Raw genomic sequence first — 26,840 nt, forward strand, 5'->3', positions numbered from 1 at the left:
AAACATGTTTGTATCAACAAAATGGTTACAAGAATACGTTGATTTAAGTGGTGTTACACCAGACGAGCTTGCAAAATTAATAACAAAAGCAGGTATTGAAGTTGAAGGTGTTAATCATCTTTCAGAAGGAATTAAAAATGTTGTTGTTGGTTATGTAATGGAACGTGAACAACATCCAGAGGCAGATAAATTATCAAAATGTACTGTCGATGTTGGAGAAGAACAACCAGTACAAATTATTTGTGGCGCACCGAATGTTGCTAAGGGCCAAAAAGTGATCGTGGCAAAGGTAGGCGCAGTTTTACCGGGGAATTTCAAAATTAAAAAAGCGAAATTACGTGGAGAAGTTTCTGAAGGAATGATTTGCTCACTACAAGAACTAGGAATTGAAGGCAAAGTAGTTGCAAAAGAATTCTCAAATGGCATTTTTGTTTTACCAAGTGATGCTGAAGTAGGAGCAGATGCATTAGACGTACTATATCGTGATGATGCAGTATTAGAACTTGGATTAACACCAAACCGTGCTGATTGCTTAAATATGATTGGTGTTGCCTATGAAGTAGCTGCAATTTTAGATCGTGACGTTAAACTTCCAGCGATTAACGCTCAATCAGCTACAACTGCTGATTATGTTTCAGTTTCTATTGAATCAAAAGAAGATGCACCATATTATAGTGCTAAATTAGTCAAAGGTGTAAAAATTGGTCCTTCACCATTATGGATGCAAGCTCGTTTGATGAGTGCTGGTATTCGTCCGATTAATAATGTGGTTGATATTACGAACTATATTTTAATTGAATATGGTCAACCATTACACGCGTTCGATTTTAATAAATTAAATAGTAATCAAATGATCATTCGTCATGCGAAAGAAAACGAAAAGATCGTTACGCTTGATGGTGAAGAGCGCACATTACAGCCACATAATTTAGTAATTGCAACAGAGAAAGAAGCAGTAGCAGTTGCAGGTGTAATGGGTGGTCAAAGTACTGAGGTTGATGTTGAAACTGTAGACGTTTTAATTGAATCAGCTGTTTTCAGAGGTCAAAGTGTTCGCCAGACTTCAAAAGACTTAGGATTACGTAGCGATTCAAGTGCTCGTTTTGAAAAGGGTATTGATGCTTCTCGTACGTTGCCTGCTTCTGAACGTGCTGCTCAGTTAATGGCTGAACTAGCTGGTGGAACAATTGTAGAAGGTACTGTAATTGTCGACAATTTAGTTGAAGATGCTAAAAAAGTATCAGTTTCTGTAAGTAAGATTAATGGCGTACTTGGTACATCAATTGATGCTGAGACAGTAAAAGATATTTTCCGTCGCTTAAGATTAGAAGCTACGGCGGATGGTGAAGTATTTACAGTTACTGTTCCAAGTCGTCGTGGTGATCTTTCAATAGAAGAAGATTTAGTTGAAGAAGTAGGAAGACTATATGGCTATGATCATATTCCTGCTACTTTACCAACGGGTGTTGCTAGTCGTGGACAATTAACACCTTATCAAGCAAAGCGTAGAAAAATTCGTCAATATTTACAGCATGCAGGTCTTTATGAAGCTGTAACTTACTCTCTAACAAGCAATAATAAAGTTAAACGTTTTGCACTAGAAACAGTAGATGCAGAACCTGTACGTTTAGCGCTACCTATGAGTGAAGAACGCAGTGAGTTACGTTTCAGTTTAGTACCACATTTATTAGATGCTATCGCCTATAATGTTGCACGTAAAGAAGAAAATGTTCAACTATTCGAAACTGGTTCTGTCTTCTTAACAAAGGAAAAGAACGAGCTTCCTCATGAAGAAGAATATTTAGCAGGAGCGTTAACTGGTTTATGGTTGCAACATGCATGGCAAGGCGAGAAAAAAGCTGTGGATTTCTATGTTGTAAAAGGTATTTTAGACGGTTTATTTACTGAATTAGGTTTATCAAATAAAATAACATATCTTGCTGCTAAGAAAGAAGAATTACACCCAGGACGTACAGCAAGTTTATTATTAAACGGTGAAGAAATTGGTTTTATCGGTCAAGTTCATCCTGTTACTCAAAAAGAGTGGGATCTTAAAGAAACATATGTATTCCAATTATCTCTTGAAAAGCTATTAAATACTGAATTTGATGATATTTTGTACAATGCAATTCCTCGTTTCCCATCAATGAACCGAGATATGGCATTAGTAGTTGATTCGAAAGTATTTGCTGGTGATATTCTATCTACAATTCGTTCAACTGGAGGAAGACTTCTAAAGGATGCTACAATCTTTGATTTATACGAAGGTGATAAGATGGAAGCTGGTAAAAAATCAGTTGCCTTCTCTTTAACATATTTCGATCCAGAACGCACATTAACGGATGAAGAAGTAACTAAAGCTCATTCAAAAGTTTTAAAAGCAGTAGAAGAAACACATAATGCTCAATTACGTGGGTAAATATTTATAAATAATCGATAGTATAATTGTATTGAAAAAACCAAGTTCTTTTTTAGAGAATTTGGTTTTTTTGTTTGTTTCGCTACTGGTGCAGCAATACCTGGATTTGCCAATTTGTATAAATTTAGATTCGGGTGAAGAGTAAGATTATTTTCAAATAATACAAAATAAAAACCCCTTCAAAGTTGACTGGTATCGCTTTTTACTGTCTACGATTGAAGGGCTTTTAATTAGATAATTAATTTAATAATCAATAATATCTCTCTTATTGAGTCACTAAATATCTAGTATTCTTATTATTTTATGAGACAAGCTTTTAAGACGTTTGGGCAAATATAAATGATGTTTGAAAAATATTGCATAAATTTCATTTACACTGACTTGATATTAGAGTAGTGGTAGATGCTCATTGTTTTGTTTAATTAGCTATTTATTCTTTTTATTAGTAAACCAATACGAATAAAAAAGTATTAAACGTTAGATATATTATATTAAAATAATGATTAATTTGTACATGTTTTTTGACTCATTTTTTTGATAATAATGAACCAATTTGTCCTTTTTTTATACAATAAATTGTACGATTAAAATTTTTTTGAGAGGTGTATTTTTTTGCCACTACCACCAATTCCACCACTACCACAACAACCATCAGAAGAACCAAATCAACCAGATACTACACAAAGCACAGATCAATCAGAATTATTACAACAAATTTCTTCATTCCTTCCAAAACCAGTAATGGGTCCAACAGGAGCAACAGGAGCAACAGGTCCATGCGGTCCTGAAGGTAAACAAGGTCCTCGTGGAGAAAGAGGTAAACGAGGAAAAGAAGGGGAAGATGGAGACAGAGGTCCAAGGGGGCCAATGGGTCCGATGGGTCCAATGGGACCAGCAGGAATACCGGGTACTGCAGGAGCAACAGGAGCAACAGGACCAGCGGGAGCAACAGGTCCAGCAGGAGGCCCAGCAGGCCCAGCAGGAGCAACAGGGGCACCAGGAGCGACAGGCCCAGCAGGAGCAACAGGTCCAGCGGGAACACCAGGGGCACCAGGAGCGACAGGCCCAGCAGGAGCAACAGGTCCAGCGGGAACACCGGGGGCACCAGGAGCGACAGGCCCAGCAGGAGCAACAGGGGCACCAGGAGCGACAGGCCCAGCAGGAGCAACAGGTCCAGCGGGAACACCAGGGGCACCAGGAGCGACAGGCCCAGCAGGAGCAACAGGTCCAGCAGGAGCAACAGGCCCAGCAGGAACACCAGGCCCAGCGGGAGCAACAGGCCCAGCGGGAGCAACAGGCCCAGCAGGAACACCAGGCCCAGCAGGAGCAACAGGTCCAGCAGGTCCAGCAGGAACACCGGGCGCAGCAGGAGCAACAGGCCCAGCAGGAGCGACTGGTATAGCAGGTACAGGTGCAATCATTCCGTTTGCATCAGGTGCACCAGTAGTAATGTCAACAGTTGCAGGTGGATTAGCAGGAACAGTAGGTCTTGTAGGATTTGGAAGTTCATTACCGAATGTTGCATTACTTCCTGGACCAGCGATTGATTTAACTGGAACTGGTTTACCAACTGAAATTCTTGATTTTGCATTCTCAATGCCTAGAGCTGGTACAATTACAGCTATTTCAGCATCCTATAGTAATGTAGTTGCTTTGTCTCTTTTAGGAACAAATATAGTGGTCACTGCACAATTATATAGTGCACCAATAAATAGTAATAACTTTACTCCAGTTGTAGGTGCAAGTGTTACTTTACCGGCTCTAGCAGGTCCGCTTACATTAGGCCAAATCACTAGCGGTATTTCTACACCTTTAGCAGTACCGATTGCAGCACAAACTCGTTTAATGATGGTATTTACTGCAACTGCAAACGGTGTTAGCCTTCTCAATACTGTTACTGGATATGCTAGCGCAGGAGTAGTTATAAACTAATTAATAAATAGAAGTAAGAAAAATATATTTTAACAATGACTCTACTAAACTAGATCGCTTTTGACTATCAATGATAGTTTTGAATCTAGTAAGTAGAGTTTTTTTGCGGATTTTTAATAGAAATGGTAAAAATATCCAAACCAAACTTGTCCATCAAAAATAGTATAAGGTGTACGTCAAAATATTTTTGGAGGTGTATCTATTTGCCAATACCACCAGGCCCAACAAGTTCACCATTATTTCCATTTCCGCCTAGTCCAACAGGTCCAACTGGAGCAGCATTACCACCAGGACCAGCAGTACCTCCAGGTCCATCAGGCCCAGTAGTTCCAACAGGTCCAACAGGTCCAGTAGGTCCAACAGGTCCAGTAGGTCCGACAGGTCCACAAGGCCCAGCAGGAGCAACAGGTCCAGCAGGAGCAACAGGTCCAGCGGGAGCAACAGGTCCAGCGGGAGCAACAGGTCCAGCGGGAGCAACAGGTCCAGCAGGAGCAACAGGTCCAGCGGGAGCAACAGGTCCAGCGGGAGCAACAGGTCCAGCGGGAGCAACAGGTCCAGCAGGAGCAACAGGTCCAACAGGAGCAACAGGTCCAGCGGGAGCAACAGGAGCAGACGGAGCAACAGGCCCAACAGGAGCAACAGGTCCAGCGGGAGCAACAGGAGCAGACGGAGCAACAGGCCCAGCAGGAGCAACAGGTCCAGCGGGAGCAACAGGAGCAGATGGAGCGACAGGTCCAGCGGGAGCAACAGGTCCAGCGGGAGCAACAGGAGCAGACGGAGCGACAGGCCCAGCGGGAGCAACAGGCCCACAAGGTCCAACAGGAGCAACAGGCCCAGCAGGAGCAACAGGTCCAGCGGGAGCAACAGGAGCAGACGGAGCGACAGGTCCAGCAGGAGCAACAGGCCCAGCGGGAGCAACAGGTCCAGCGGGAGCAACAGGAGCAGATGGAGCGACAGGCCCAGCAGGAGCAACAGGAGCAGACGGAGCGACAGGCCCAGCGGGAGCAACAGGTCCAGCGGGAGCAACAGGAGCAGACGGAGCGACAGGTCCAGCAGGAGCAACAGGCCCAGCGGGAGCAACAGGTCCAGCGGGAGCAACAGGAGCAGACGGAGCGACAGGTCCAGCAGGAGCAACAGGCCCAGCGGGAGCAACAGGTCCAGCGGGAGCAACAGGAGCAGATGGAGCGACAGGCCCAGCAGGAGCAACAGGAGCAGACGGAGCGACAGGCCCAGCGGGAGCGACAGGCCCAGCGGGAGCAACAGGTCCAGCGGGAGCAACAGGAGCAGACGGAGCGACAGGCCCAGCAGGAGCAACAGGTCCAGCGGGAACAACAGGCACAATTGCAGCATTTGCTCATATCTTTAATGTAGGCGCTCAAACAATAGCAACAGGTAATCCAGTTTCTTTTGATACGAATGGAACTATTTCAGGAACGGACATTGCTCATGTAGCAGGTTCACCAGATATTTCACTCGCTCAAAATCACAATTATCAGGTTCTTTATACTTTTGTTGGTGATGCATCTGTTTCAGATGTTTCAGTTCATTTTACTTTAGCAGGTACAGATATTCCTGGAAGTGGATTTACTGATCCAAGTTCCGCAGGCTTAGTCACTGCTTCTCAAGGTTCAGGTGAATTTATTATTAGTACTGTTGGACAAATTGCGCCAACTGATTTAAATATGGTTGTCGACAGTACTACAGACATCACTTTCCCAGCTCAGGATGCTAATCATCCAAATATTAGTATCGTTATAATTGAGCTGAGCTAATTTAAGACTTGGAATCCGTTGTAAATACAACGGATTTTTTTTTTAGAAAGATTAGGAGGAAATATTTATTACAAAACATTTAGTAATAACAAAATATTCCAAGTTTGAATATGTTAATTAAGGTGATTGACAAAAATAAAATAATTTTTATGGATATGTTCTTTGTAATAAGAATATTAAAATTGCTGTTTGAAAATGAAACAGACTTTATTATTTTAGAAAACACATAATAGATAGACTATATTACTCTCTATAAAAGTTATAATGAAATTTTTATAAAGAAAAGGATGTCTACTTTTAAAGCGATTCTAAGAAGGTGTTTAATGAAGAATGAAAACTAGTATTATTATTTTGACTTATAATCAGCTCGAGGTATCGAAAAAATGCTTTGAAAGTCTTGCGAAATATACAAAGGAAGATGAAGTAGAAATTATTGTTATTGATAATGGCTCGACTGATGGAACTCGAGAATATTTAAAAAGTAATCCTTCCTTTATTACAATCTTTAATGAAATAAATATGGGGTTTGCTAAAGGTTGTAATCAAGGAATTGAAGTCGCTACAGGTGATAATTTGTTATTTTTAAATAATGATACAATTGTTACAGAAAATTGGTTAGATGCAATGCTGACTCTTTTATATAGTAATGATAAAATTGGCATGGTTGGGCCAGTAAGTAATTATGTGAGTGGATTGCAGCGAATTAATGTTGATTATCAAAATGATCAAGAAATTAATGAATTTTCATTAAGGTATTGTGCAAGTGTAAAAGGAATGTCTAAGCAAGTATTAAGATTAGTAGGATTTTGTTTATTAGTTAGACGTGAATTAATTGATCGATTAGTAGGATTTGATGAAAGATTTAAACTAGGTTCATTTGAAGATGATGATATTTGTTTAAGAGCTATTTTAGAAGGATATGAATTGCATATTGCATTAGATTCATTTGTTCATCATTATGGGCACATGACGTTCAACGGAAATAGTGATATTAATATAAATCACTTATATATTGAAAATAGAATGAAGTATATTGAAAAGTGGGGAAATAATTTAATCGATATTGGGTATCCGAAGACGGAAATTATTGAAATTGTACCACGTAACATAAATAATGTTTTAGAAGTTGGTTGTTTAGCTGGCGCAACAGGTCTAGAAATTAAAAATCTATACAAATGTGAATTATATGGAACAGAAAGTGATTCAGAATTATCCTCAATTGCATCACAATTTTATAAGAGGGTTGAGACAATCAGTATTGACGAAGTATCCCGCAGTTATCCTGAGGCGTTTTTTGATTTAATCATAATTGATAATATTGTTAACCATCTTATAGATCCTTGGAGTTTCGTAAAAGAAATCACTCATCTATTAAAACCATCTGGCTCAATTATTTGTAGAGTTCCAAATGTTTCCCATGGTGAAGTTCTCTTTCAATTATTACAAGGTCAATGGAATTATATTCACGCAGGAATATTGAAAAAAGAAAATATTAGATTTTTCACGCCTCAAACAATTGATACACTATTTCCAACTGATCAATTTGAAGTGACAACAAAAAAGAATGAAAATATAAATGTAGGTTTAAATATTAAGTTGTTTTTTGAAGAAGTAGTTCATTTAGCTCATAGTTTTGGAATTAATCTTGATCAACTATCTTCAAATCTTGAAATTTATAATATGCTCTTATTAATAAGGAAAAAATGATTAAAAGGCAGTTGAGGGGTCCTCATCTGCCTTCGTTATTTAATCTATTTGAAAAATATTCTCTATTTGAGAGAATACTAGGATGTGTTGGGTAAAAATAATAAGCTAATTCATTGTGCTCATTTGCAAGGCGAAATTCACCTATTCTGTCATAGCAAACCGCCAGCTGTAAATGTGGTAGCCAAGTAGTACATGATGGGTTATGAAGAATCAAACGATTGTTAACCTTATTTAAGGTTGCTTCTTTATACCAATAAATAGCTGAATCAAAATTATTTTTCTCAAAAAATGTATAAGCCAATCTACAACATGTTTCTGGATGAGTATTACCATATTTAAGAGCTCTTAATAACCAAGTAGTTTCTAAGTCTGTTAGATTAAGCTCATGATAGCTATTAGCAATATAATGACAAGCAAGGATATTATGTTCTTCAAATGGCTGATTTAATCGCAAAAATTTTAAAAAATACTTTATTGATTGGTCATGTTGATAATCTGAACTTAACTCTTTTGCATAATAAAAAAAATCCATTGTTGAAAGATTTAGGTTGTTACTTAACATTTCTTCATATATTCGAATATTTTCTTTTGTATTTTGTGTGAGAGGAAGATCTGTTATAACAAGATTAGTAGAAAATGATTTAGAGGTTTGTTCATTTTTCATATTCAGTGAATGACTATTTGAACTTAATTTTTTAAATAATCGTCTGATTTTTTGTTTACTTTTTACATTCCAACCGATTTGATAATCGAAAGCTACATTATAAACTTCGTTGTTTATTGACTGTTTTAGCTTAGAAAATTTTAAACTGTCATTTTCTAGTAAAACTTCACTGTGGTTTAGTAAAAGTATAAAGTCTTTTGTTGCCAATGATTTTGAAAAATTTAATGCAGCTATTTCATCGACACCATCAAAAACATGGATTTGCTCTGTAAACTGTCTTGCTAGCTCAATCGTTCGATCGTGGGAATTCATATCAACGATGATAATTTCATCAACTAGGCTACTCACTGAACTAAGACATCGTTCAATTGTGGCTTCATTATTTTGTACAACCATGCATAAACTGACTGTGATCAAGCTATCACCCTTTTCTATAATTTTGATTTAGTATTAAATGATTGATGATATCTTAATGTTGATTTACTTAATTAGTAGTTTCAAAATCATCTTTTGTGCCTACTAAACAGATAGGATCCAGGAAATACATCGTTAGAAGGTAGTAAGGGTAGTTATTGTTCTTTAAAATAAGAGCGGAAATACTCTTGGTTGTGTAGAACAGATGGATTATTGGGAACATAACTTGCAGCTATCTCATTATATTTTCTAGCAGTTAGTTGATCACCTAATCGACTATAGCAAAGACATAACTGTAGATTAGGTAACCAAGTGTAACAAGCTTGATTTATAAAAGGACTACTTTTAGGAACATCAACAAGAGTAGCGAGTTTATACCACGAAATTGCACGTGTGTAATCACCTTGTTGAAGATAAACAAATCCTAATCGACAGCAGTTTTCTCCACGTGGTCCATCATAATAAAATGATCTTAGGCAACTACTAATTGCTTTTTCCCATTCGTTTATATTTAAATAGCAGTCTGCCATTTTTCCGCAAGCTTGAATATTATCCTCGTACCAGCCTTTTCCTTCATCAAGAAACAATTCATACCATTCAATTGCCTTTTCAAATAGCTGATGATCTACGCATTCATTTGCATAATAGTATTTGTCACGTGGACTTAATTCGTTTCCTGAAGAAATCGCATTTTCATAAATTTTTAAATTGCGATCAGAATACTCTTTGTCTTTTTGATGAATAATTGCGGCATCCGATTGAATAATTTCGCCATAAACCTCTAAATATTCATGAACGAAACCAATCCATTTAAAGTTTCTTTCTCGCTTAACGATTCGATTCCGTACAGAACTAAAGCTCGGATTACCATTTTCATCGAAAGCTAGATGATATTTCATTCCGACAGCGTCGACGTTTTTAGTTAATGTCTTTTTTAATTTAAGTAATTTTTTCGCATTTTCATCAGTGATAATATCATCAGCATCTAGCCACATAATATAATCCTTCGTTGCCTTAGAAAAGGAAAAATTTCTTGCCGCTGAAAAATCATTGATCCAAGTAAAATCATATATTGAATTTGTAAACTTTTTAGCTATTTCCTTTGTTTTGTCTGTTGAACCAGTATCAATAATGACAATTTCGTCTACTATATTAGATACAGATGATAAACATCTGGAAAGTACAGCTTCTTCATTTTTTACAATCATACAAAGGCTTAAAGTTATTGGTTTTTTTTTCATGAATTCCACCTCAATTTCTATGTTATTAAGGTTGTCAACAAATGGTGCAATTCATAAAGTTCAAAAAAAGATTAATGTTGAATTTCTACAGTAGATATGATTAAATGGAAAAAATGAATATTGAAAATTTTTAGATGAAGAGAGTAATCTTATTTTGATTCTAGTAGAGAGTTGGGGATGGTGGAAGCCTAACAGAACGAATAAGATGAAGCGCACTTCGGAGAAGCAGTCTGAATTAATAGTAGGACTTTGCCGGGGAAGACCTCGTTAACAAATTTTAAAGTTGGTTCAATATATTTGAACAATTAGAGTGGTACCGCGGATTAGTTAAACCCGTCTCTTATGATAGAGACGGGTTTTTTATATTTTGGAGAGGATTGATCATAATGAATTATGTAAACATGTATAGCGAACAAATTGAAAAAGCTTTAAATGGATCACTAACTTTAACTGAAATTAACTCACTTATCGAAAAACCGAATTATGCAGATCAAGGTGATTTAGCATTTCCTTGTTTCCAATTAGCAAAAGCATTAAAAAAATCGCCAATCATGATTGCAATGGAAATTGCACCACAGATTAATCATGATTTAATTGAAAAAGTAGAAGCGAACGGCCCGTACGTAAACTGCTTTTTGAATAAAAAGCTAGTAAGTAAGCAAGTAATTGAATTAGTTCTTGGTCAAGGGAAGGAATATGGAAATCAAGTAATTGGTGAAGACAAAACAGTTGCGATTGATTGTTCCTCTCCAAATATTGCAAAGCCATTTTCGATGGGGCACTTGCGTTCTACAATGATTGGAAATTCAATTGCTAAAATAGCTGAAAAAAATGGGTATAAAGCAATAAAAATTAATCACCTGGGAGACTGGGGAACTCAGTTTGGTAAATTAATTGTTGCTTATAAACTTTGGGGTAATCAAGACGCAGTAAAAGAAAATCCAATCAAAGAACTTTTAAAATTATATGTTAAATTTCATGAAGAAGTTGAAAAAGAGCCTCAACTAGAGGAAGAAGCTAGAAGCTGGTTTAAGCAATTAGAGGAAAAAAATGAAGAAGCCCTGCACTTATGGAAGTGGTTCCGTGACGAGTCTCTTAAAGAATTCATGTTAGTTTATGATTTATTAGGTGTTAATTTTGATAGTTTTAATGGAGAAGCGTTTTACAATGATAAAATGGAACGAATTATTGAACTTCTTGAGCAAAAAAATCTTTTAGTAGAATCTGAAGGTGCTGATGTAGTTGAATTAACTGAAAAGGAATTACCACCATGCTTAATTAGAAAATCTGATGGAGCTACACTGTATGCAACAAGAGATTTAGCAGCTGCACTTTATCGTAAAGAAACTTATGATTTTGATAAAGCAGTGTATGTTGTAGGTGGAGAACAAGCATTGCATTTTGAGCAAGTATTTACAGTTTTGAAGAAAATGGGTTACGAATGGGCGAATGAAATGGTACATGTTCCATTCGGCTTAATCTTACAAAATGGTAAAAAAATGTCTACGCGAAAAGGGAAAATTGTTCTTTTAGAAGAGGTAATTGAGGAAGCGATTAGTTTAGCTAGTCAAAATATTGCAGAAAAAAATCCAACATTAAAAAATAAAGAAGAAGTTGCTAATATGGTTGGAGTCGGTGCGATCATTTTCCAAGATTTAAAAAATGACCGTATGAATAACATCGAATTTTCACTTGAGCAGATGCTTAAATTTGAAGGTGAAACCGGACCATATGTACAATACTCAATTGCGAGAACAAATTCAATTTTAGATAAAGCTACATCATCGGATTTAAATAATCAAGATGGACTGGATGATTCATATAGTTGGGACATCATAAAACATATACTCGAGTTCCCTAACAAAGTAGCGCGTAGTTTTGAACAATTTGAACCATCTGTCATTGCTAAATATACAATAGACTTGGCACAAAGCTTCAATAAATATTATGGAAATACTCATATTCTAACAAATGATGATCAATTAGAGAGTAGATTAGCATTAATTAAAGTTGTTTCCATTGTTTTAGAAGAAGGACTAAGATTATTGGGAATTCGTGCACCAAAAGAAATGTAAAATAACAGGTATTGAAGAAATTTTTATCTTCAATACCTGTTTTCTTTTTTGATTTGATCGTAGAACGCAGGAAGACAGTCTTTCTAATTTTTATTACATATAAATAGTTATGTAAGGGTTTTGATTAACAATGTATCCAAATGAAAAAGGTTTAACGTAGTCTAAGAAAACAATTAAAATTTAAAAGTTTTATTGAAAATGATTATCATTTACATTTATAATGAATTTAAAATATTTAGAGAATAAGGGGAATGTTCAATGTCGATATTAAATTTTATTAAAGCTAGAAGAACGATTAGAGATACAAAAAAGGATCCAATTAATATGAAAGATTTAATGGAGCTACTTGAAGCAGCATCTTATGCTCCTTTCCACAGTAAAGAAGAGCCTTGGCACTTCATTATGGTTTCAGAAGAAAAAGAAAAAGAATATTATGCTTCAAAAATTGTAGATAGCTACGAAAGAATGGAATTAACTGAAACATATACAGTTGAGAAAATTAAAAAATCAACGGAATTCTTTAAAACATATATCATCGACACACCAATGCATTTAATTATAACGACAGACCACTCTGAACATGAAAAGAAAAATTTAGAAGCGATTGGCGCAACCTGTGCATTTGTTCAAAATTTACAATTAGCAGCTTGGGAAAAAAATATTGGAATGGTATGGCGAACAAATCCTTATATTTTTGATAAACAATTTTACAAAGAGATGGGTATTCCTGAAACGCGAAAAATTTTAGGAGCTCTTCATATCGGTTATATTAATTCAATGCCAAAAGGAACAAAGAAGAGAAAACATCCAAGTGAATGGACTTCGAAGTTAAGTCAAAATATTACACTTTCTTAAACAAATAATATGACATTTAGAGTGATGTATAAAATAGATGCATTACTCTTTTTTTAATTACCTAATATTTACCAAAAATTAAGTAGCTTAATTCGACACATTTTTTAAAATTTTTTAATTATAATCCATTTTGAAAGGCATTATTTTAGGGAGGAATTAATAATGAAAAAATTATTAACTACAATTTCTGCTTTAACTTTAACAAGTACTATGTTTTCAACCGCTGCTATGGCACAGAGTGAAAATGCAAAGAAATCACTTGTAGCTTTAGGAGATTCGATTACGTTTGGTTACAATTTAGGTGTAAATAATGATCATCCTTCTAAGGTTGCTTTTCCATATATTATTGGACAAGATGCTAATCTAAGAGTTCGTGACTTAGGTGTCCCAGGCTGGAGAACTGATCAATTATTGTTCTCAATCAAGAATGAAGATACATATCGAGATGCAGTTAGACATGCTGATTATATAACATTAGATATTGGAAACAACGACCTTCTTCAAGCTCTCAAAGCGAGTAATGGAGATTCTACTAAACTACAGCAATCAGTTGGTGCGATGCTACCAGTGCTGTTAAAAAATTTATCCGATACTATTTTGGAAATTAGATCTCTTACTGATGCACCGATTGTAGTATATAACATATATAATCCATTCCAAACTACAGATTCTATGTATGGACAAGGCAATTTCCTATTGAGTAACATTATTAACAAAAATATTAACAATTCAGTGAATGCTCTCAAAGCAAATGGGGTCTCTAATATAGTAATAGCAGACGCTTTTTCAACTTTCTATAATCGTCAAAGTACATATGTTAGACAGAATGATATTCATCCCACAATAGAAGGGCAAAAAAAGTTAGCTGAAATTGGTGAAGCAGCATTAAATTTAAATTGATATTGTAAAAAAGAGAGTGTCAAAAAGGATTTCTTTTGACACTCTCTTTTAAATATCATTTTAAAACACCTTAGTAGTCCAGTTTTCGCCATTCCATACATCTGTAACTAACCCTTCGTAGAATTCAGGTTCGTGACAGATAATTAAAAGACTTCCTTTGTACTCTTTTAGTGCGCGTTTTAGTTCTTCTTTAGCATCTACATCTAAATGGTTTGTAGGCTCATCGAGAACAAGTAAGTTTGTTTCTTGATTAATTAACTTACATAAACGAACTTTCGCCTTTTCTCCACCACTTAAAACTGCAACTTTACTCTCAATATGCTTAGTCGTTAAACCACATTTTGCAAGTGCAGAACGAACTTCATATTGTGTAAACGATGGGAATTCATCCCAAACTTCATCGATACATGTTTTATTATTGTCACTTTTTACTTCTTGTTCGAAGTAACCAATTTGAAGGAATTCACCGCGCTCAACTTCACCAGAAATTGGTTTAATATCACCAAGTAAACTACGCATTAACGTCGTTTTACCGATACCGTTCGCACCAACCAAAGCAATTTTCTGTCCACGTTCCATACGTAGATTTAAAGGTTTTGATAGAGGCTCATCGTAACCAATCACTAAATCTTTTGCTTCAAATATTAATTTACCTGAAGTACGCGCTGGTTTGAAGTTAAATTCTGGTTTTGGCTTTTCACGTGCAAGCTCGATTACATCCATTTTATCAAGTTTCTTTTGGCGAGACATAGCCATATTACGAGTAGAAACACGAGCTTTATTACGAGCAACGAAATCTTTTAGTTCAGAGATTTCTTGTTGTTGACGTTTATATGCTGATTCTAATTGTGATTTTTTCATTTCATAAATTCCTTTGAAATTATCATAATCTCCAACATAACGATTTAATTCTTGGTTTTCCATATGATAAATCAAGTTAATAACACTATTTAAAAACGGAATATCATGTGAAATTAAAATAAATGCATTTTCATACTCCTGTAAATAGCGCTTTAACCATTCAATATGTTGCTCATCTAAATAGTTAGTAGGCTCATCGAGTAATAAGATATCTGGTTTTTCTAAAAGAAGTTTTGATAGAAGAACCTTTGAACGTTGACCACCAGAAAGTTCTGTTACATCACGATCAAGTCCGATATCTTCTAAGCCTAAACCACGGCCAATTTCTTCAACTTTAGCATCAATAATATAGAAATCATTATTTGTTAAAGTATCTTGAAGAACACCTACATCTTCAAGCATTTTCTCCATTTCTTCCGGAGTTGCTTCAGCCATTTTTACATATAAATCATTAATTTCATTTTCCATATCAAACATATATTGGAAAGCACTTTTTAGTACGTCACGAATTGTCATACCTGGTTGTAATACAGCATGCTGATCTAAATAACCTACACGTACTTTTTTTGACCATTCAACTTTACCTTCATCAGGCTGTAATTTTCCAGTAACGATATTCATGAAAGTTGATTTACCTTCACCATTTGCACCAATAAGACCGATATGTTCACCTTTTAATAGACGGAATGATACATCATTAAAAATTGCACGATCACCGAATCCATGGCTTAAGTTTTTTACAGTTAAAATACTCATAGCTCGACACCTTTTCTTTATTTTTCATATAATAATGTTCTTTTGTGAAAGAACGTAATTTAAACAGTCACCATCTAATTATAGTCTGCAACAGGGTATGTGTTCAACAGTAAATTAAGCTATAACTTAAGGGGGGCGTGTTAGAACCGAGGGGACTTTTTAAAAAAGGAAAAAAAATCCATATACCCCTACTATTCCTATCCCTATATTTTTGTATTTAATGTATAATTCAGAAGTGTAGTCAAAAAGTGGGTTTTGAAGGCGTATAATATAAAATTAGCCATACCTACTATTCGGAGGAGGAAGTTTAATGTTTGGTAAAGTTGCTGCAGATATGCTTGGTTTAAGTGATGTAGGTAGTGTTATTGAACCGAAAAATTATGACAAAGTTGATTCTGACGATTATGTAATGCATGAAGATAATGAAAAAATTTATTTCTTAATCAAATCAAAATCAGATGAGTATTGCTTTACGAATAAGGCTTTAATTCATTTAGACGGTACAAGTGCAATAAGTAAAAAGCGTACACTTCATCGTTATAATTATCACACTCATAAAATCACACATGTTTTACTTGAAACAGCTGGTACAATTGATTTAGATGTTGAAATTAAGTTCAACATTGGTGGTAGAGAGTTTTCGATTGATGTTCATAAAAAACATATTGAACAAGTTAAGGATCTATATAAAGCTTTACTAATGATTGCTGAAATTAGTCATGAAAACGAAAAAGCATTAGGGTATGCGAAAGAAAGCATTGAAATTGCTTCTACAACATTAGGCCGCGTAACTTCAAATGAAAATAATTTAGTGAACAGTTTTAAAGAAATTAATGAAGCTGCTTTTGAATGGTTAATGAAATCTAGAGAGCAATACAAAGTTAAAGATTTCGGATCGGTATTTGAGAAATATATTAATAATTAATTATGTAGAGTAAGGTCTCGTAAGTCAAAGTGCTTATGAGACTTTTTTTGTGCCGGTGAACCTCTCAGATTAGAGAAATAAGAATATAAGGGTTGATGAGTAAGTAAATATAGTAGAAAGATGGAATATAGTGACTCATAAAGGGTAAATGAATGAAATCTCCTATTATTTTTGGGGAAATCAAACTAAAAATCAATAAAAAAAACACGCAAGGAACATAATACCTTGCGTGTTTTTTGTAGGAACTTTATAAACTAATTAATTAAAACTTCTGCTTTTTGACGATTTAAAATTGTAGCATTTGGACAGCGTTTTTTTATTTCTTGTAAAAAAAATTCTTCGTCTTTAGGAAGTGAAAGTAAGGCAAATCCGTACTTTTTGTATTCGATTTTTAAACGTTTGAAGGTCCATGCAGGTGATGAAACTGGATTATTGGAGAAATTAACTGCTCTGATTTCACTATATGGAATTAAAATTGTTATGAATCCAAATTTTGATTTGAATTCAGTTTCGGTTAATTCATGGTATGTGTGAAATATTGCCCAAACAAGAACTATCAATATTGGTAATAAGAAGACTAAGAATACTAAAGTTATGATGATTCCTGAGCTATTAACCTCAATAAAGCTGATGATGGGTATTGAAATAATGATGGGAGTTAAGCTCAGAATTAGGAAGACTAGTAGAGGATTTTTCTTCACTTTAAATTTCATGACGACACCTTGAACCTATCCTAAAATTTGATTTAAATGATGCTTCATATGGTCAATGTAGTCAGTAAATAACCAGCTTAGTGTAACAGATTCTTCATTTTGACTACTATATTGGAGTTTCCATTGGTCTTCTGAAATGTTAGCAAGCACATTCATGAAACGTGAATTTAGAGCAGACCATACCGCAAGAATTTCTTCTATTGAATAGCAATTTTGGTAATCATTTAATTCCACCCATGAATTTTGTTTATAAAGCTCCAAAACTAGTTCATCATTAGAGGATAATCTATCTATAAATCTTTTATGATTCATAGTTGCAGAATCGCAAAGATGTCCAAGGATTTCTTTTTTAGACCATTTTGTAGGACTTGGTTTATAATCTGTATTCGATAAGGCTCTGATGATTTTTGGAACGGATTGGATTAGACTACTAAATTCGTTTATTAAATTATTCATCTAAATATTCCTCCTTCGTTTCTACATGTTATGAATATGTTTAAACATTTTTCTTTATGAGTCTTTAGACAAGCCATAGGTGAATAGGTTATTAGTAGGACAATCTTGGAGGTGGCTTGATGTTAATCTTTTTGCTTTATGTCGGATTGTTAATTGGAGTGTTAGCAGTTTATAAAGATGCCATTAAGCGGGATGTTAGTAATCTTGGGTTTCAAATGATCGGTTATTATGTACTAGCTTCTTTACCATTTAGGTTATTTTGGTTACCAATCCCTTTTGGATTTTTGATTTGTTTATTTTTATTATCTAAACCGATGCTTCGTTATAAAAAGCAAAAACAAGTTGCTAGCCTATTAGGTTTCATATTATTTATAGTAGATGCTGTATTCTAAATGAATGTTTAGAATACAGCTTTTTTATGTGTTGAATATCATTTTTTAGCAATCTTTAATGCCTTTTCGGTATTAGCAAAATGTAATTTCGTTAAACTTCGTAAAGCTTCAAAACCTACTGATTTAATTAGTTTTGCAGCGGCTTGATCAACTTTTGCTCCAGCACCTTTTGGTAAGGTCATGCCCGCTTTTTCACTTAATTGATCCATTTGTTGTAGGAAAGCATAGCGGGCTAAGATAGAAGAAACTGCAACTGAGAGATGCAAACCTTCTGCTTTTGTAGCAAATTGAACTTTATCGCGAATAACTTCTTTTGTTCCTTTTAAATATCCGTAGTACAGATTAGGAGGAGTAAATTGATCAATTAAAATGGCATCATATTTTTTATCTTCCAATTTTGAAATAGTATTTCGAATTGCTTGGTTATGTAAAAGAGCCTTTAGTTTATTCATGTTATAGCCTTTTTCTTGCATAGCATTGTATTTCTCATTGTTTAGTACTAAGAGGCTGTAGGTTACGACATGAACAATTTTTTTTGCTATGCTGCATATGGCATCGTCTGTTAGTTCTTTGGAATCTTTTACGCCTAATTCTTTTAATAATTCGAATTGACTTGGTTCTACAAAGGAAGCTACTACTGTCATTGGGCCAAAGTAGTCGCCTGTACCAACTTCATCACTACCTATTACTGCAAGACTTGAAAAGTTTTTTGGTAAAGTTGAATTCGTATTTGTAGGGTTGACCTTTTTAGTCGTTTGGCTAGCTGATTTACCTTGCCACTTACTTACTTCAGCATCACAATTTGATCCTTGAAACATTACTTTACCAGATTTATATGCAGTGATTGTACAGCCACTTGGTTTGGCCATAAATACCCCACCTTGTGGTACTTTTGACTGAAGAGTACTTTGGTAGTGTGCTTTCATCTTTAAGAGAGTATCCTCAGAAACTGTTAATACAGTGTTTGACATAAATTTCTCCTTTATAAATGGATATTTTCCAATACTTTTGATTGTATTGAATTTCATGTTATAGTTAAGGTTAGAATGTTTAAGAGCTGAATGGAGGTATGAAGTTGTCCAATTCTTCATCGAAACAAAAACTAAATGTAACTATTTATGGGCAACATTATGCAATTACTGGTGACGAGTCAACAGATCACATTCGCCATGTTGCCTCAATTGTAGATGATAAAATGAAAGAAATAAATAAAAAGAATCCATTATTAGATACTAATAAATTAGCTGTATTGACAGCAATAAATATTGTAAGTGATTATGTAAAATTAAAAGAAAGAGCTGAAATGCTCGAAAAATTATTAGAAAAACATACGAAAAGCGAGCAGAAAAACAATGATTGATTTAATTATACTGATTATTTTTATTTTAGGAATTTTAACAGGATGGAAAAGAGGATTTATTAGCAGCCTTGTACGATTACTAGGTTTTTTACTTTCCTTATACCTAGCTTATCATTATTATGAGCAGACCGCTACTTCACTTAAAAAAATATTTCCAATTCATATAAGTGGTGGCCAGGTCGTAAATGCAGAGCAGTTTGTATATGAAATTATAGCTTTTGCTTTACTATTTATTGGGACAAGGTTAGTTATTTCATTTATTGGTTCATTATTAAATGGAGTTTTCCAGTTACCTGTTTTAAAGCAGATGAACTCCTTCTTAGGTGGTATTTTTGGTTTTATAGAGGTTTATTTATTTTCGGTTTTGGCGCTTTTTATAGCTTTAATCATACCAATCGATCCGCTTCATGTATTATTACATAAATCAAATATTGCGTATTTTATGGTTCAACATACACCATTTATATCAAATCAATTAATGGAATTATGGAACGGAATTTCTAGTTCTGAAATACTTTAATCGAGTTTTTAGTGAAAAAAAACAATTTCTATGTTAAGTAGGTGACTTAAAATGCACAAAAAAGAGTTAATAAAACTGTTAGAACAAATTGCTACTTATTTAGAACTAAAAGGTGAGAATGCTTTTAAAATATCAGCATTTCGTAAAGCGGCAAATGCATTAGAAACGGATGAAAGAAGTCTTGAGCAAATCGACGACTTTACTGCAATAAAAGGGATCGGAAAAGGGACTTCTGCAGTAATTTTAGAATATATCGAAACTGGTAAAAGTACGGTATTGGAAGAACTACAAGATTCATTGCCTAGAACTTTACTTCCTTTACTTAGACTACCAGGATTAGGTGGCAAAAAAGTAGCTAAGCTTTATCAGGCATTACAAATTGAGAGTATGGAGCAGTTAAAAGAAGCATGCTTAAATGGTAAATTACAAGGGTTAGCTGGATTCGGTAAAAAGACAGAAAAAAATATTTTAGAATCAATCGAGGAATTTGGTAAGCAGCCTGAACGCTTGCCACTAGCAGATGTATTACCGATTGCAGATAAAATTGAAGCTTATTTAGCAGGAATGAAGGATGTTGAAAAGTATTCAAGAGCAGGAAGCCTGCGAAGAGTACGTGAAACAGTTAAAGATTTAGACTTCATTGTTGCGTCAAATAAACCGGAAAGCATTAAAGAACAATTACTTTCGATGCCGGAAATCGTTCGAATAATAGCACAAGGGGATACAAAAGTTTCTCTTGTTTTAAAAGGTGTTGAATATGAGATTTCAGTTGACTTCCGAATTATTCAACCTAAGGAGTTTGCTACAACGCTACATCATTTTACTGGTTCTAAAGATCATAATGTAGCTATGCGTCAATTGGCTAAAGAACGTGATGAAAAAATTAGTGAGTACGGTGTTGAAAACGTTAATACTGGTGAAGTTTTAACATTTGAAAATGAAGAAGATTTTTATGCTCACTTTAATTTACCTTGTTTTCCACCTGAAATTCGAGAGGATGGAAAGGAAGTTTCAACTTTTACAAACGACTACCCATTAATTCGTTTAGAAGATATGATATCTGATTTACATATGCACTCTACGTGGAGTGATGGTGGCCATTCTATCGAAGAAATGGCAGATGCATGTCGTGCTAAGGGGTATAAATATATTGTCATCACAGACCATTCACAATATTTAAAGGTTGCGAACGGTTTAACTCCAGAGCGTTTATGGAAACAAAAAGAAGAAATTCAGCGAGTTAATGAAAAATACACTGATTTTACAATTCTACATGGGGTAGAAATGGATATTTTACCTGATGGATCGTTAGATTATGAAGATGATGTTTTACGTTCACTTGATTTTGTTATTGCATCAATTCATTCTAGTTTTAGTCAAGATGAAGAGACAATCATGATGCGTTTAAAAAATGCAATGAGAAATCCTTATGTTAGCATGATTGGGCATCCAACAGGGCGCAAAATTGGCAGAAGAGCTGGGTACAAAGTAAATGCTGAAGAATTAATTTCTGTAGCAAAAGAAACAGGTACAATTTTAGAATTAAATGCAAATCCAAATCGATTAGATTTAAATAAAGAAATGTTAATGATGGCTGCGGAAGCTGGTGTGATGCTATCAATTAATACTGATGCACATAATATTGATATGCTAGAGCATATGACTGTTGGGGTTAGTGCGGCCAAGAAGGCTTGGTTAAAAAGAGAAAATATTGTAAATACATTTGAATTACACGAACTTTTAAGTTTGATTGAAAGGAAACGTAATCGAGTGTAAGGAGGGTACGACGGGGCATGCAACGTACGTTAAGAGTTTTAGAGTACGATAAAATAAAAGAACAATTACTTAAACACGCTTCATCTTCACTAGGTAAGGAACGTATAAAAAACCTTTTACCAAGTACTAGCTATGATGAAGTTGTAGAATTACATGAATCAACCGACGAAGCTGTGAAAGTTATTCGTCTACGAGGAAATGTACCTCTTGGCGGATTATCAGATATAAGAATGCAAGTAAAAAGGGCAGATATTGGCGGAATGCTATCTCCTTCTGAGCTAATTGCGATTTCAGGTGTTACATATGCCGGACGTCAAATGATTCGATTTATTGAGGGCTTAATTGAGAGTGAAGTAGAAATTCCTTACTTAGAATCATTAAGTGAGCAAATCATTCCTTTATTAGAGCTAGATAAAAATATAAAGGCTGCTATTGGTGATAACGGAGAAGTTTTAGACGATGCTAGTGTGACACTTCGAACGATTCGTGGACAAGTTCGAACAGCTGAAGCTCGAATTCGTGAAAAATTGGAGAGTCTAACTAGAGGAACAAATGCACAAAAAATGTTATCAGATTCAATCGTAACGATTCGTAATGATCGTTTCGTTATCCCAGTAAAACAAGAATATCGACATGTTTATGGTGGTATTGTTCATGATCAATCTTCTTCTGGTCAAACATTATTTATTGAGCCACAAGCTGTCGTTACATTAAACAATAGTTTACAAGAAGCTAAAGTTAAAGAAGAGCAAGAAATTGAGAAAATTTTAATCGCACTAACAGGTCAAGTAGCTGAGGCTTCAGCGGATTTATTGCAAAATGTTGAAATTTTAGCTGAAATGGATTTCTTATTTGCAAAAGCTAACTACTCGCATGCTATTAAGGCGAGTAAACCAATTTTAAATAACGATCGATATTTTAAATTAAAAAAAGCACGTCACCCACTAATTCCAAGGGATATAGTAGTAGCTAATGATATTGAATTAGGTAAAGATTTTACTACGATTGTCATTACTGGTCCAAATACAGGTGGTAAGACTGTTACTTTAAAAACGATTGGTATTTGTGTTTTAATGGCACAATCTGGTCTACAAATTCCTGCACTAGACGGCTCAGAAATCTGTGTGTTTGAGCAAATTTTCGCCGATATTGGTGATGAACAATCAATCGAACAGAGCTTAAGTACATTCTCTTCTCATATGGTGAATATTGTCGATATTTTAAAACATGTTAATCATAGTAGTCTTGTATTATTTGATGAATTAGGAGCTGGAACTGACCCTCAGGAAGGTGCGGCTTTAGCAATCTCAATTTTAGATGAGGTCAGTGAATACGGTGCAAGAGTAGTAGCGACTACGCATTATCCTGAATTAAAAGCATATAGTTACAATCGAGAGCACGTTATGAATGCCAGTGTTGAATTTGATGTAGAAACATTAAGTCCGACTTATCGACTATTAATTGGTGTTCCAGGTAGAAGTAATGCATTTGAGATTTCTAGAAGACTTGGACTTTCAACTCGTGTAATTGAAAAAGCAAGAAATCATGTAAGTGAAGAAAGTAATGAAGTTGAAAATATGATTGCATCTTTAGAAACGAGTAGAAAAGGTGCAGAAACAGAATGGAAAGAAGCAGAAGATTTCCGTAAAGAATCAGAGCGTGTATTCAAAGACTTACAAAAGCAAATGATGGAATTTTATGAGCACCGTGATGAATTATATCGTGGAGCACAGGAAGAAGCGAAAAAGCGTGTCAGAGTAGCACAACAAGAAGCTGAGGAAATTATTAAAGAGCTAAGAGCGTTAAAGAATAGCCAATTAGCTTCGATTAAAGATCATGAATTAATTGAGGCAAGAACTCGTTTGGAAGGGGCAATTCCTTATGCTCCAAAGAAAACAATTCCTCAGGCCACTCCGAAGAAACAAAGAAAGCTTCGTGAAGGTGACGAAGTAAAAGTGATTAGCTTTAACCAAAAAGGGACACTACTTGATCAAGTTAGTGAAGGAGAATGGCAAGTTCAGCTCGGTATTATTAAGATGAAAGTTAAAGAAAAAGATATCGAATATATTAGTTCACCTAAAGAAGTAAAAGAACGAACTGTTACTTCTGTAAAAGGTAAGGATTTTCATGTTAATCTTGAGCTAGATCTTCGAGGTGAAAGATATGAAGATGCGCTTATTCGTGTTGAAAAATATATCGATGATGCATTATTAGCTGGATATCCAAGAATTAATATCATTCATGGAAAAGGAACTGGCGCACTGAGACAAGGGGTACAGGAATACTTAAAAAAACACAGATCAGTTAAATCATATCGATATGGAGCAGCCTCCGAGGGCGGAATAGGTGTTACTGTTGTCGATTTAAAATAAGGTAATAGGGGTTCTAAGATGGAAAAGTTGGCAAAAATATTATTTGCGGTTTGTGCAGTATTTTTAATTTGGGGAATTTTGTATGTAACAGTTATTAAATAAAGTAATTGAGACTAGCATCATTAGTGTATTTCTATTAATTTATGTAGACGTTCAATCTTACATAAAAATGAACTTAGAAGACATAACCTGGGTTAGTCTCTTTTTTATTAGAAAGGTGAATTGGCTTGAAGAAAATCATTTTAGCATTAGTCATCTTTGTTATTGTCTTTGTTGGATTTAATGGTTTTCAACATAAACACCAAAAGAAGATAAATGATGTAAGTAAAGATATTATTGTGCAAAGAGATGTACGTTACACAAATCCTGCCCAAGTTCCACAAACCTTTGATGTATACCGATCTAAAAATTCTCATGGTCCATCACCAACATTGATATTTGTTCATGGTGGTTCTTGGAGATATGGAAGTAAAGCGTTAAATAAACGTTGGAGTACGATTTTTAATGAAATAGTAAAAGATGGATATACAGCAATTAGTATAGACTACACACTTTATTCAAAAGAAAATTATTCTTATAACTTTCCAGTTCGAGACGTGAAAACAGCAATTGACTTTATTTACACAAATTCAACTGAATTAGGAATTGATCGCAATCGAATTGGGATAGCTGGAGCTTCTGCTGGTGGACATTTAGCCTTATTAACTGGTCTTCAGCCCGATATACAAAATAAAATAAAATATATTATTGCTTGGTATCCAATTTCAGACTTAACGACCATGAATCAATCTCCTTCATCAAGAAGTTCAGAAATCGTAGATAAATATATGAATAGTACTGTAGATCAAATGACAGATGAGTATAATCGGATGAGTCCTATTCAATATGTAGAAAAAACAAAAGTCCCAATCTTTATCGTACATGGCACAGGGGATAAACTTGTACCGTTCAGTCAATCTAAGCGATTTGCTAAAAAAAATCCAAAAATGGTTACGTTGATTGCACTTAAAAATGGAAACCATGGATTTACAAATATTTCGGTACAAAAATCCACCAATGATACGATAAATTATTTAAAGGCAAGATTAAAAAAGTAAGGAGTATCAATGAATCATATTAATAAAATTCAATTTCTAACGAAAGAGCATTGGAATCTATTGTTACTAGCTGACCCCTCAAAAGAAATGATAGATAAATATATTCAAAAGAGTAATATTTATGAAGTACTAGACCAAAATTTACTCGTCGGTGTATTAGTATTAATGGAGAATTCAAGTGAAGAGGTTGAAATTAAAAATATTGCAATTGATCCACCCTTCCAAGGACAAGGATTTGGAAAGAATTTAATCCACTTTGGAATTATTGAATCTAAAAAACTTGGTTATTCTAAAATTTCAATCTGTACAGGAAACTCAAGTATATACCAATTAGCATTATATAAAAATAGCGGATTTCAAATCAGTACTGTTTTTCACAATTTCTTTATTGATAATTATGATGAAGAAATTTGGGAAAATGGCATACAGTGTAAGGATTTAATCAAGCTAGAACAATATTTATAAAATAAGCTACCTAAGAGCCCTTAGGTAGCTTATTGTTTATTCAATATACCGTTTGACATACATCACGTAAGTATTACGGTCTTGATCAACTTCATTAGAAGTTTGCTCGTAAATTTGATGATTTATTGTTAAATAAGTTGATTGAAGCCAAGAAAGTAGATCCAATTCATCTCCGCTTTCATAAAAATGAATTTCATCAAAAGAATCCACATCTCTAATTTCAATGCCTAACGGTCTGTTTAAATGGTAAAAAGGAGTATTTTCCATATCTGATTCAATTACTTCAATTACATATCGATCTTCTTCGATATAAGAACCTCTATTCTCGTAAACGAAACCATTTAAAATAAAGTAATCGCAATATCTTCTTGTATAGATTTGGACCTTTGATAAAAATGGAAAATGGTAAATTGGTCGTGTAAATTCTCCATCAAGTAATCGATATTCAAGAACAAAGATGTTGTCAGTATTAAACATTGTTCAAACTCCTTTAATAATTGTATATACATTAGTATATAACACAGTTTAGGATAGAAATGTATGTATTTATATATTGAATTAGGGAGAATACAATGTCAAAAACATCAAAATTAATGAAAAAAGTGAGTATTGCCTTAACAAGTGGTATTGTAGTTAGTTCATTAACCGGGTGTGGATCTGAACCAGAGTCGATTGAGACAACTGATAATTCTCAAGAATATTATGAATCAAGTCAACCAGTCTATGAAAATACAAAGCAAGGAAATGAGGTTGATGAGGGGACGACGGCTGAAGATCGTTTAGATGAGTCTGATTATATCGATAGTGACGAAACAGAGTTTGCGTATACAGATACGGAAATGCCTGATGAAGAAAATTGTAGTGATTGGGAATTTGACTATGAAGATAATATTTGGATTTGTGATGATAGTTCAAGCTCATTTTACAGAAATTACTTCTTTTTAGGTTCATTCTTTGCAACAAAAAATATGTTATATAGCAACAATGATTTTAATCAATACAAATCCTCAGGCATGATGAAAAGTAAAAATTCCTCAGCTAAAAAAAGTGGTTTTGGTAGTGGAGTTTCTGGAGGATTTGGAGGTTAGTTTAAAAGATAACGAGAGTAAGAGGGATAGATAATACTAATTTCTATATACTTTAATAGAAGGATTAGTTTAGTATAGAT

Annotated in this window: 23 protein-coding genes and 1 other annotated feature; of the genes, 16 read left to right on the top strand and 7 right to left on the bottom strand. The window is 34.5% G+C overall.

Features of this window, described 5'->3' with window-relative positions; all coding sequences use genetic code 11:
• The first annotated feature begins 4 nt into the window (after positions 1 to 4).
• The 4 genes from pheT to MY490_RS04725 all read left to right on the top strand — a co-directional run bounded on the left by pheT (position 5) and on the right by MY490_RS04725 (position 7,830).
• Positions 5 to 2,419, top strand: coding sequence for a phenylalanine--tRNA ligase subunit beta (pheT, locus tag MY490_RS04710; RefSeq protein WP_248268197.1), 2,415 nt, complete (start codon positions 5 to 7; stop codon positions 2,417 to 2,419).
• Between the two features lie 612 nt (positions 2,420 to 3,031).
• The gene (locus MY490_RS04715) at positions 3,032 to 4,351 is read left to right on the top strand and encodes an exosporium glycoprotein BclB-related protein (protein ID WP_248268198.1); all 1,320 of its coding nucleotides are present in this window, start codon (positions 3,032 to 3,034) and stop codon (positions 4,349 to 4,351) included.
• A gap of 203 nt (positions 4,352 to 4,554) precedes the next feature.
• The gene (locus tag MY490_RS22065; RefSeq protein WP_282439840.1) at positions 4,555 to 6,123 is read left to right on the top strand and encodes a collagen-like domain-containing protein; all 1,569 of its coding nucleotides are present in this window, start codon (positions 4,555 to 4,557) and stop codon (positions 6,121 to 6,123) included.
• Positions 6,124 to 6,453: 330 nt separating this feature from the next.
• Positions 6,454 to 7,830 (top strand): glycosyltransferase, encoded by a 1,377-nt coding sequence (locus MY490_RS04725; RefSeq protein WP_248268199.1) that lies wholly within the window; start codon positions 6,454 to 6,456, stop codon positions 7,828 to 7,830.
• A gap of 22 nt (positions 7,831 to 7,852) precedes the next feature.
• Here the strand turns inward: MY490_RS04725 and MY490_RS04730 are convergent, their stop codons facing one another.
• A complete protein-coding gene (locus MY490_RS04730) occupies positions 7,853 to 8,911 on the bottom strand; it encodes a tetratricopeptide repeat-containing glycosyltransferase (protein ID WP_248268200.1) in 1,059 nt (352 codons plus the stop codon).
• A gap of 152 nt (positions 8,912 to 9,063) precedes the next feature.
• On the bottom strand, positions 9,064 to 10,149 hold the full coding sequence (locus tag MY490_RS04735) for a tetratricopeptide repeat-containing glycosyltransferase family 2 protein (RefSeq protein WP_248268201.1): 1,086 nt from the start codon (positions 10,147 to 10,149) through the stop codon (positions 9,064 to 9,066).
• Between the two features lie 122 nt (positions 10,150 to 10,271).
• Positions 10,272 to 10,493, top strand: a binding site (T-box leader).
• Positions 10,494 to 10,535: 42 nt separating this feature from the next.
• On the opposite strand from MY490_RS04735, the gene argS reads away from it, so the two are divergent.
• From argS to MY490_RS04750, 3 genes are all read left to right on the top strand, one after another.
• The gene (gene argS, locus MY490_RS04740) at positions 10,536 to 12,224 is read left to right on the top strand and encodes an arginine--tRNA ligase (protein WP_248268202.1); all 1,689 of its coding nucleotides are present in this window, start codon (positions 10,536 to 10,538) and stop codon (positions 12,222 to 12,224) included.
• Positions 12,225 to 12,482: 258 nt separating this feature from the next.
• The gene (locus MY490_RS04745) at positions 12,483 to 13,079 is read left to right on the top strand and encodes a nitroreductase family protein (protein WP_248268203.1); all 597 of its coding nucleotides are present in this window, start codon (positions 12,483 to 12,485) and stop codon (positions 13,077 to 13,079) included.
• A gap of 162 nt (positions 13,080 to 13,241) precedes the next feature.
• Positions 13,242 to 13,979 carry a GDSL-type esterase/lipase family protein gene (locus MY490_RS04750; RefSeq protein ID WP_248268204.1) on the top strand — a complete coding sequence of 246 codons (738 nt, stop codon included), beginning with the start codon at positions 13,242 to 13,244 and terminating at the stop codon, positions 13,977 to 13,979.
• 60 nt (positions 13,980 to 14,039) lie between these two features.
• On the opposite strand, the gene MY490_RS04755 is transcribed toward MY490_RS04750, so the two are convergent.
• Positions 14,040 to 15,596, bottom strand: coding sequence for an ABC-F family ATP-binding cassette domain-containing protein (locus tag MY490_RS04755; protein ID WP_248268205.1), 1,557 nt, complete (start codon positions 15,594 to 15,596; stop codon positions 14,040 to 14,042).
• A 310-nt stretch (positions 15,597 to 15,906) separates the two neighbouring features.
• On the opposite strand from MY490_RS04755, the gene MY490_RS04760 reads away from it, so the two are divergent.
• A complete protein-coding gene (locus MY490_RS04760) occupies positions 15,907 to 16,521 on the top strand; it encodes a PH domain-containing protein (protein WP_097978353.1) in 615 nt (204 codons plus the stop codon).
• A 254-nt stretch (positions 16,522 to 16,775) separates the two neighbouring features.
• On the opposite strand, the gene MY490_RS04765 is transcribed toward MY490_RS04760, so the two are convergent.
• Together MY490_RS04765 and MY490_RS04770 are read right to left on the bottom strand one after the other, a co-directional pair.
• Positions 16,776 to 17,234, bottom strand: coding sequence for a PH domain-containing protein (locus MY490_RS04765; RefSeq protein ID WP_248268206.1), 459 nt, complete (start codon positions 17,232 to 17,234; stop codon positions 16,776 to 16,778).
• A 15-nt stretch (positions 17,235 to 17,249) separates the two neighbouring features.
• Complete coding sequence (locus MY490_RS04770) at positions 17,250 to 17,690, bottom strand: DinB family protein (RefSeq protein WP_248268207.1); 441 nt, start codon at positions 17,688 to 17,690, stop codon at positions 17,250 to 17,252.
• Between the two features lie 119 nt (positions 17,691 to 17,809).
• On the opposite strand from MY490_RS04770, the gene MY490_RS04775 reads away from it, so the two are divergent.
• A complete protein-coding gene (locus MY490_RS04775; RefSeq protein WP_248268208.1) occupies positions 17,810 to 18,082 on the top strand; it encodes a hypothetical protein in 273 nt (90 codons plus the stop codon).
• A 38-nt stretch (positions 18,083 to 18,120) separates the two neighbouring features.
• Here MY490_RS04775 and rnhC read toward each other — a convergent pair whose 3' ends face one another.
• Positions 18,121 to 19,053 carry a ribonuclease HIII gene (gene rnhC, locus MY490_RS04780; RefSeq protein WP_248268209.1) on the bottom strand — a complete coding sequence of 311 codons (933 nt, stop codon included), beginning with the start codon at positions 19,051 to 19,053 and terminating at the stop codon, positions 18,121 to 18,123.
• 98 nt (positions 19,054 to 19,151) lie between these two features.
• Between rnhC and zapA the strand changes: the two genes are divergently transcribed.
• The 6 genes from zapA (at position 19,152) to MY490_RS04810 (ending at position 25,672) form a co-directional block, all read left to right on the top strand.
• Entirely contained in the window at positions 19,152 to 19,442 is a 291-nt protein-coding gene (gene zapA, locus MY490_RS04785) for a cell division protein ZapA (RefSeq protein WP_432707037.1), read from the top strand.
• On the top strand, positions 19,435 to 19,962 hold the full coding sequence (locus MY490_RS04790) for a CvpA family protein (RefSeq protein ID WP_248268211.1): 528 nt from the start codon (positions 19,435 to 19,437) through the stop codon (positions 19,960 to 19,962). Before zapA ends, MY490_RS04790 begins: the two co-directional genes overlap by 8 nt.
• 51 nt (positions 19,963 to 20,013) lie before the next feature.
• Positions 20,014 to 21,738 (top strand): DNA polymerase/3'-5' exonuclease PolX, encoded by a 1,725-nt coding sequence (gene polX, locus MY490_RS04795; protein WP_248268212.1) that lies wholly within the window; start codon positions 20,014 to 20,016, stop codon positions 21,736 to 21,738.
• A 17-nt stretch (positions 21,739 to 21,755) separates the two neighbouring features.
• A complete protein-coding gene (locus tag MY490_RS04800; protein ID WP_248268213.1) occupies positions 21,756 to 24,110 on the top strand; it encodes an endonuclease MutS2 in 2,355 nt (784 codons plus the stop codon).
• Between the two features lie 227 nt (positions 24,111 to 24,337).
• Positions 24,338 to 25,207 (top strand): alpha/beta hydrolase, encoded by an 870-nt coding sequence (locus tag MY490_RS04805; protein ID WP_248268214.1) that lies wholly within the window; start codon positions 24,338 to 24,340, stop codon positions 25,205 to 25,207.
• A gap of 9 nt (positions 25,208 to 25,216) precedes the next feature.
• Positions 25,217 to 25,672, top strand: a complete 456-nt coding sequence (locus MY490_RS04810) for a GNAT family N-acetyltransferase (protein WP_248268215.1) — start codon at positions 25,217 to 25,219, stop codon at positions 25,670 to 25,672.
• 36 nt (positions 25,673 to 25,708) lie between these two features.
• On the opposite strand, the gene MY490_RS04815 is transcribed toward MY490_RS04810, so the two are convergent.
• Complete coding sequence (locus MY490_RS04815) at positions 25,709 to 26,149, bottom strand: hypothetical protein (RefSeq protein ID WP_248268216.1); 441 nt, start codon at positions 26,147 to 26,149, stop codon at positions 25,709 to 25,711.
• Positions 26,150 to 26,244: 95 nt separating this feature from the next.
• On the opposite strand from MY490_RS04815, the gene MY490_RS04820 reads away from it, so the two are divergent.
• The gene (locus MY490_RS04820) at positions 26,245 to 26,760 is read left to right on the top strand and encodes a hypothetical protein (protein ID WP_248268217.1); all 516 of its coding nucleotides are present in this window, start codon (positions 26,245 to 26,247) and stop codon (positions 26,758 to 26,760) included.
• Positions 26,761 to 26,840: the final 80 nt, after the last annotated feature.

The organism is Gottfriedia acidiceleris, assembly GCF_023115465.1.
GTDB lineage: Bacteria > Bacillota > Bacilli > Bacillales > Bacillaceae_G > Gottfriedia > Gottfriedia acidiceleris_B.

Excerpts from the sequence above, each read along its gene's own strand:
- MY490_RS04770 (WP_248268207.1), bottom strand. The coding sequence starts at position 17,690 with ATGAATAATTTAATAAACGAATTTAGTAGTCTAATCCAATCCGTTCCA.
- polX (WP_248268212.1), top strand. The coding sequence starts at position 20,014 with ATGCACAAAAAAGAGTTAATAAAACTGTTAGAACAAATTGCTACTTAT.
- MY490_RS04820 (WP_248268217.1), top strand. The coding sequence starts at position 26,245 with ATGTCAAAAACATCAAAATTAATGAAAAAAGTGAGTATTGCCTTAACA.
- zapA (WP_432707037.1), top strand. The coding sequence starts at position 19,152 with ATGAAGTTGTCCAATTCTTCATCGAAACAAAAACTAAATGTAACTATT.
- MY490_RS04765 (WP_248268206.1), bottom strand. The coding sequence starts at position 17,234 with ATGAAATTTAAAGTGAAGAAAAATCCTCTACTAGTCTTCCTAATTCTG.
- pheT (WP_248268197.1), top strand. The coding sequence starts at position 5 with ATGTTTGTATCAACAAAATGGTTACAAGAATACGTTGATTTAAGTGGT.
- MY490_RS04790 (WP_248268211.1), top strand. The coding sequence starts at position 19,435 with ATGATTGATTTAATTATACTGATTATTTTTATTTTAGGAATTTTAACA.
- MY490_RS04735 (WP_248268201.1), bottom strand. The coding sequence starts at position 10,149 with ATGAAAAAAAAACCAATAACTTTAAGCCTTTGTATGATTGTAAAAAAT.
- MY490_RS04760 (WP_097978353.1), top strand. The coding sequence starts at position 15,907 with ATGTTTGGTAAAGTTGCTGCAGATATGCTTGGTTTAAGTGATGTAGGT.
- MY490_RS04750 (WP_248268204.1), top strand. The coding sequence starts at position 13,242 with ATGAAAAAATTATTAACTACAATTTCTGCTTTAACTTTAACAAGTACT.
- MY490_RS04745 (WP_248268203.1), top strand. The coding sequence starts at position 12,483 with ATGTCGATATTAAATTTTATTAAAGCTAGAAGAACGATTAGAGATACA.
- rnhC (WP_248268209.1), bottom strand. The coding sequence starts at position 19,053 with ATGTCAAACACTGTATTAACAGTTTCTGAGGATACTCTCTTAAAGATG.
- MY490_RS04810 (WP_248268215.1), top strand. The coding sequence starts at position 25,217 with ATGAATCATATTAATAAAATTCAATTTCTAACGAAAGAGCATTGGAAT.
- MY490_RS04725 (WP_248268199.1), top strand. The coding sequence starts at position 6,454 with ATGAAAACTAGTATTATTATTTTGACTTATAATCAGCTCGAGGTATCG.
- argS (WP_248268202.1), top strand. The coding sequence starts at position 10,536 with ATGAATTATGTAAACATGTATAGCGAACAAATTGAAAAAGCTTTAAAT.
- MY490_RS04755 (WP_248268205.1), bottom strand. The coding sequence starts at position 15,596 with ATGAGTATTTTAACTGTAAAAAACTTAAGCCATGGATTCGGTGATCGT.
- MY490_RS04815 (WP_248268216.1), bottom strand. The coding sequence starts at position 26,149 with ATGTTTAATACTGACAACATCTTTGTTCTTGAATATCGATTACTTGAT.
- MY490_RS04775 (WP_248268208.1), top strand. The coding sequence starts at position 17,810 with ATGTTAATCTTTTTGCTTTATGTCGGATTGTTAATTGGAGTGTTAGCA.
- MY490_RS04800 (WP_248268213.1), top strand. The coding sequence starts at position 21,756 with ATGCAACGTACGTTAAGAGTTTTAGAGTACGATAAAATAAAAGAACAA.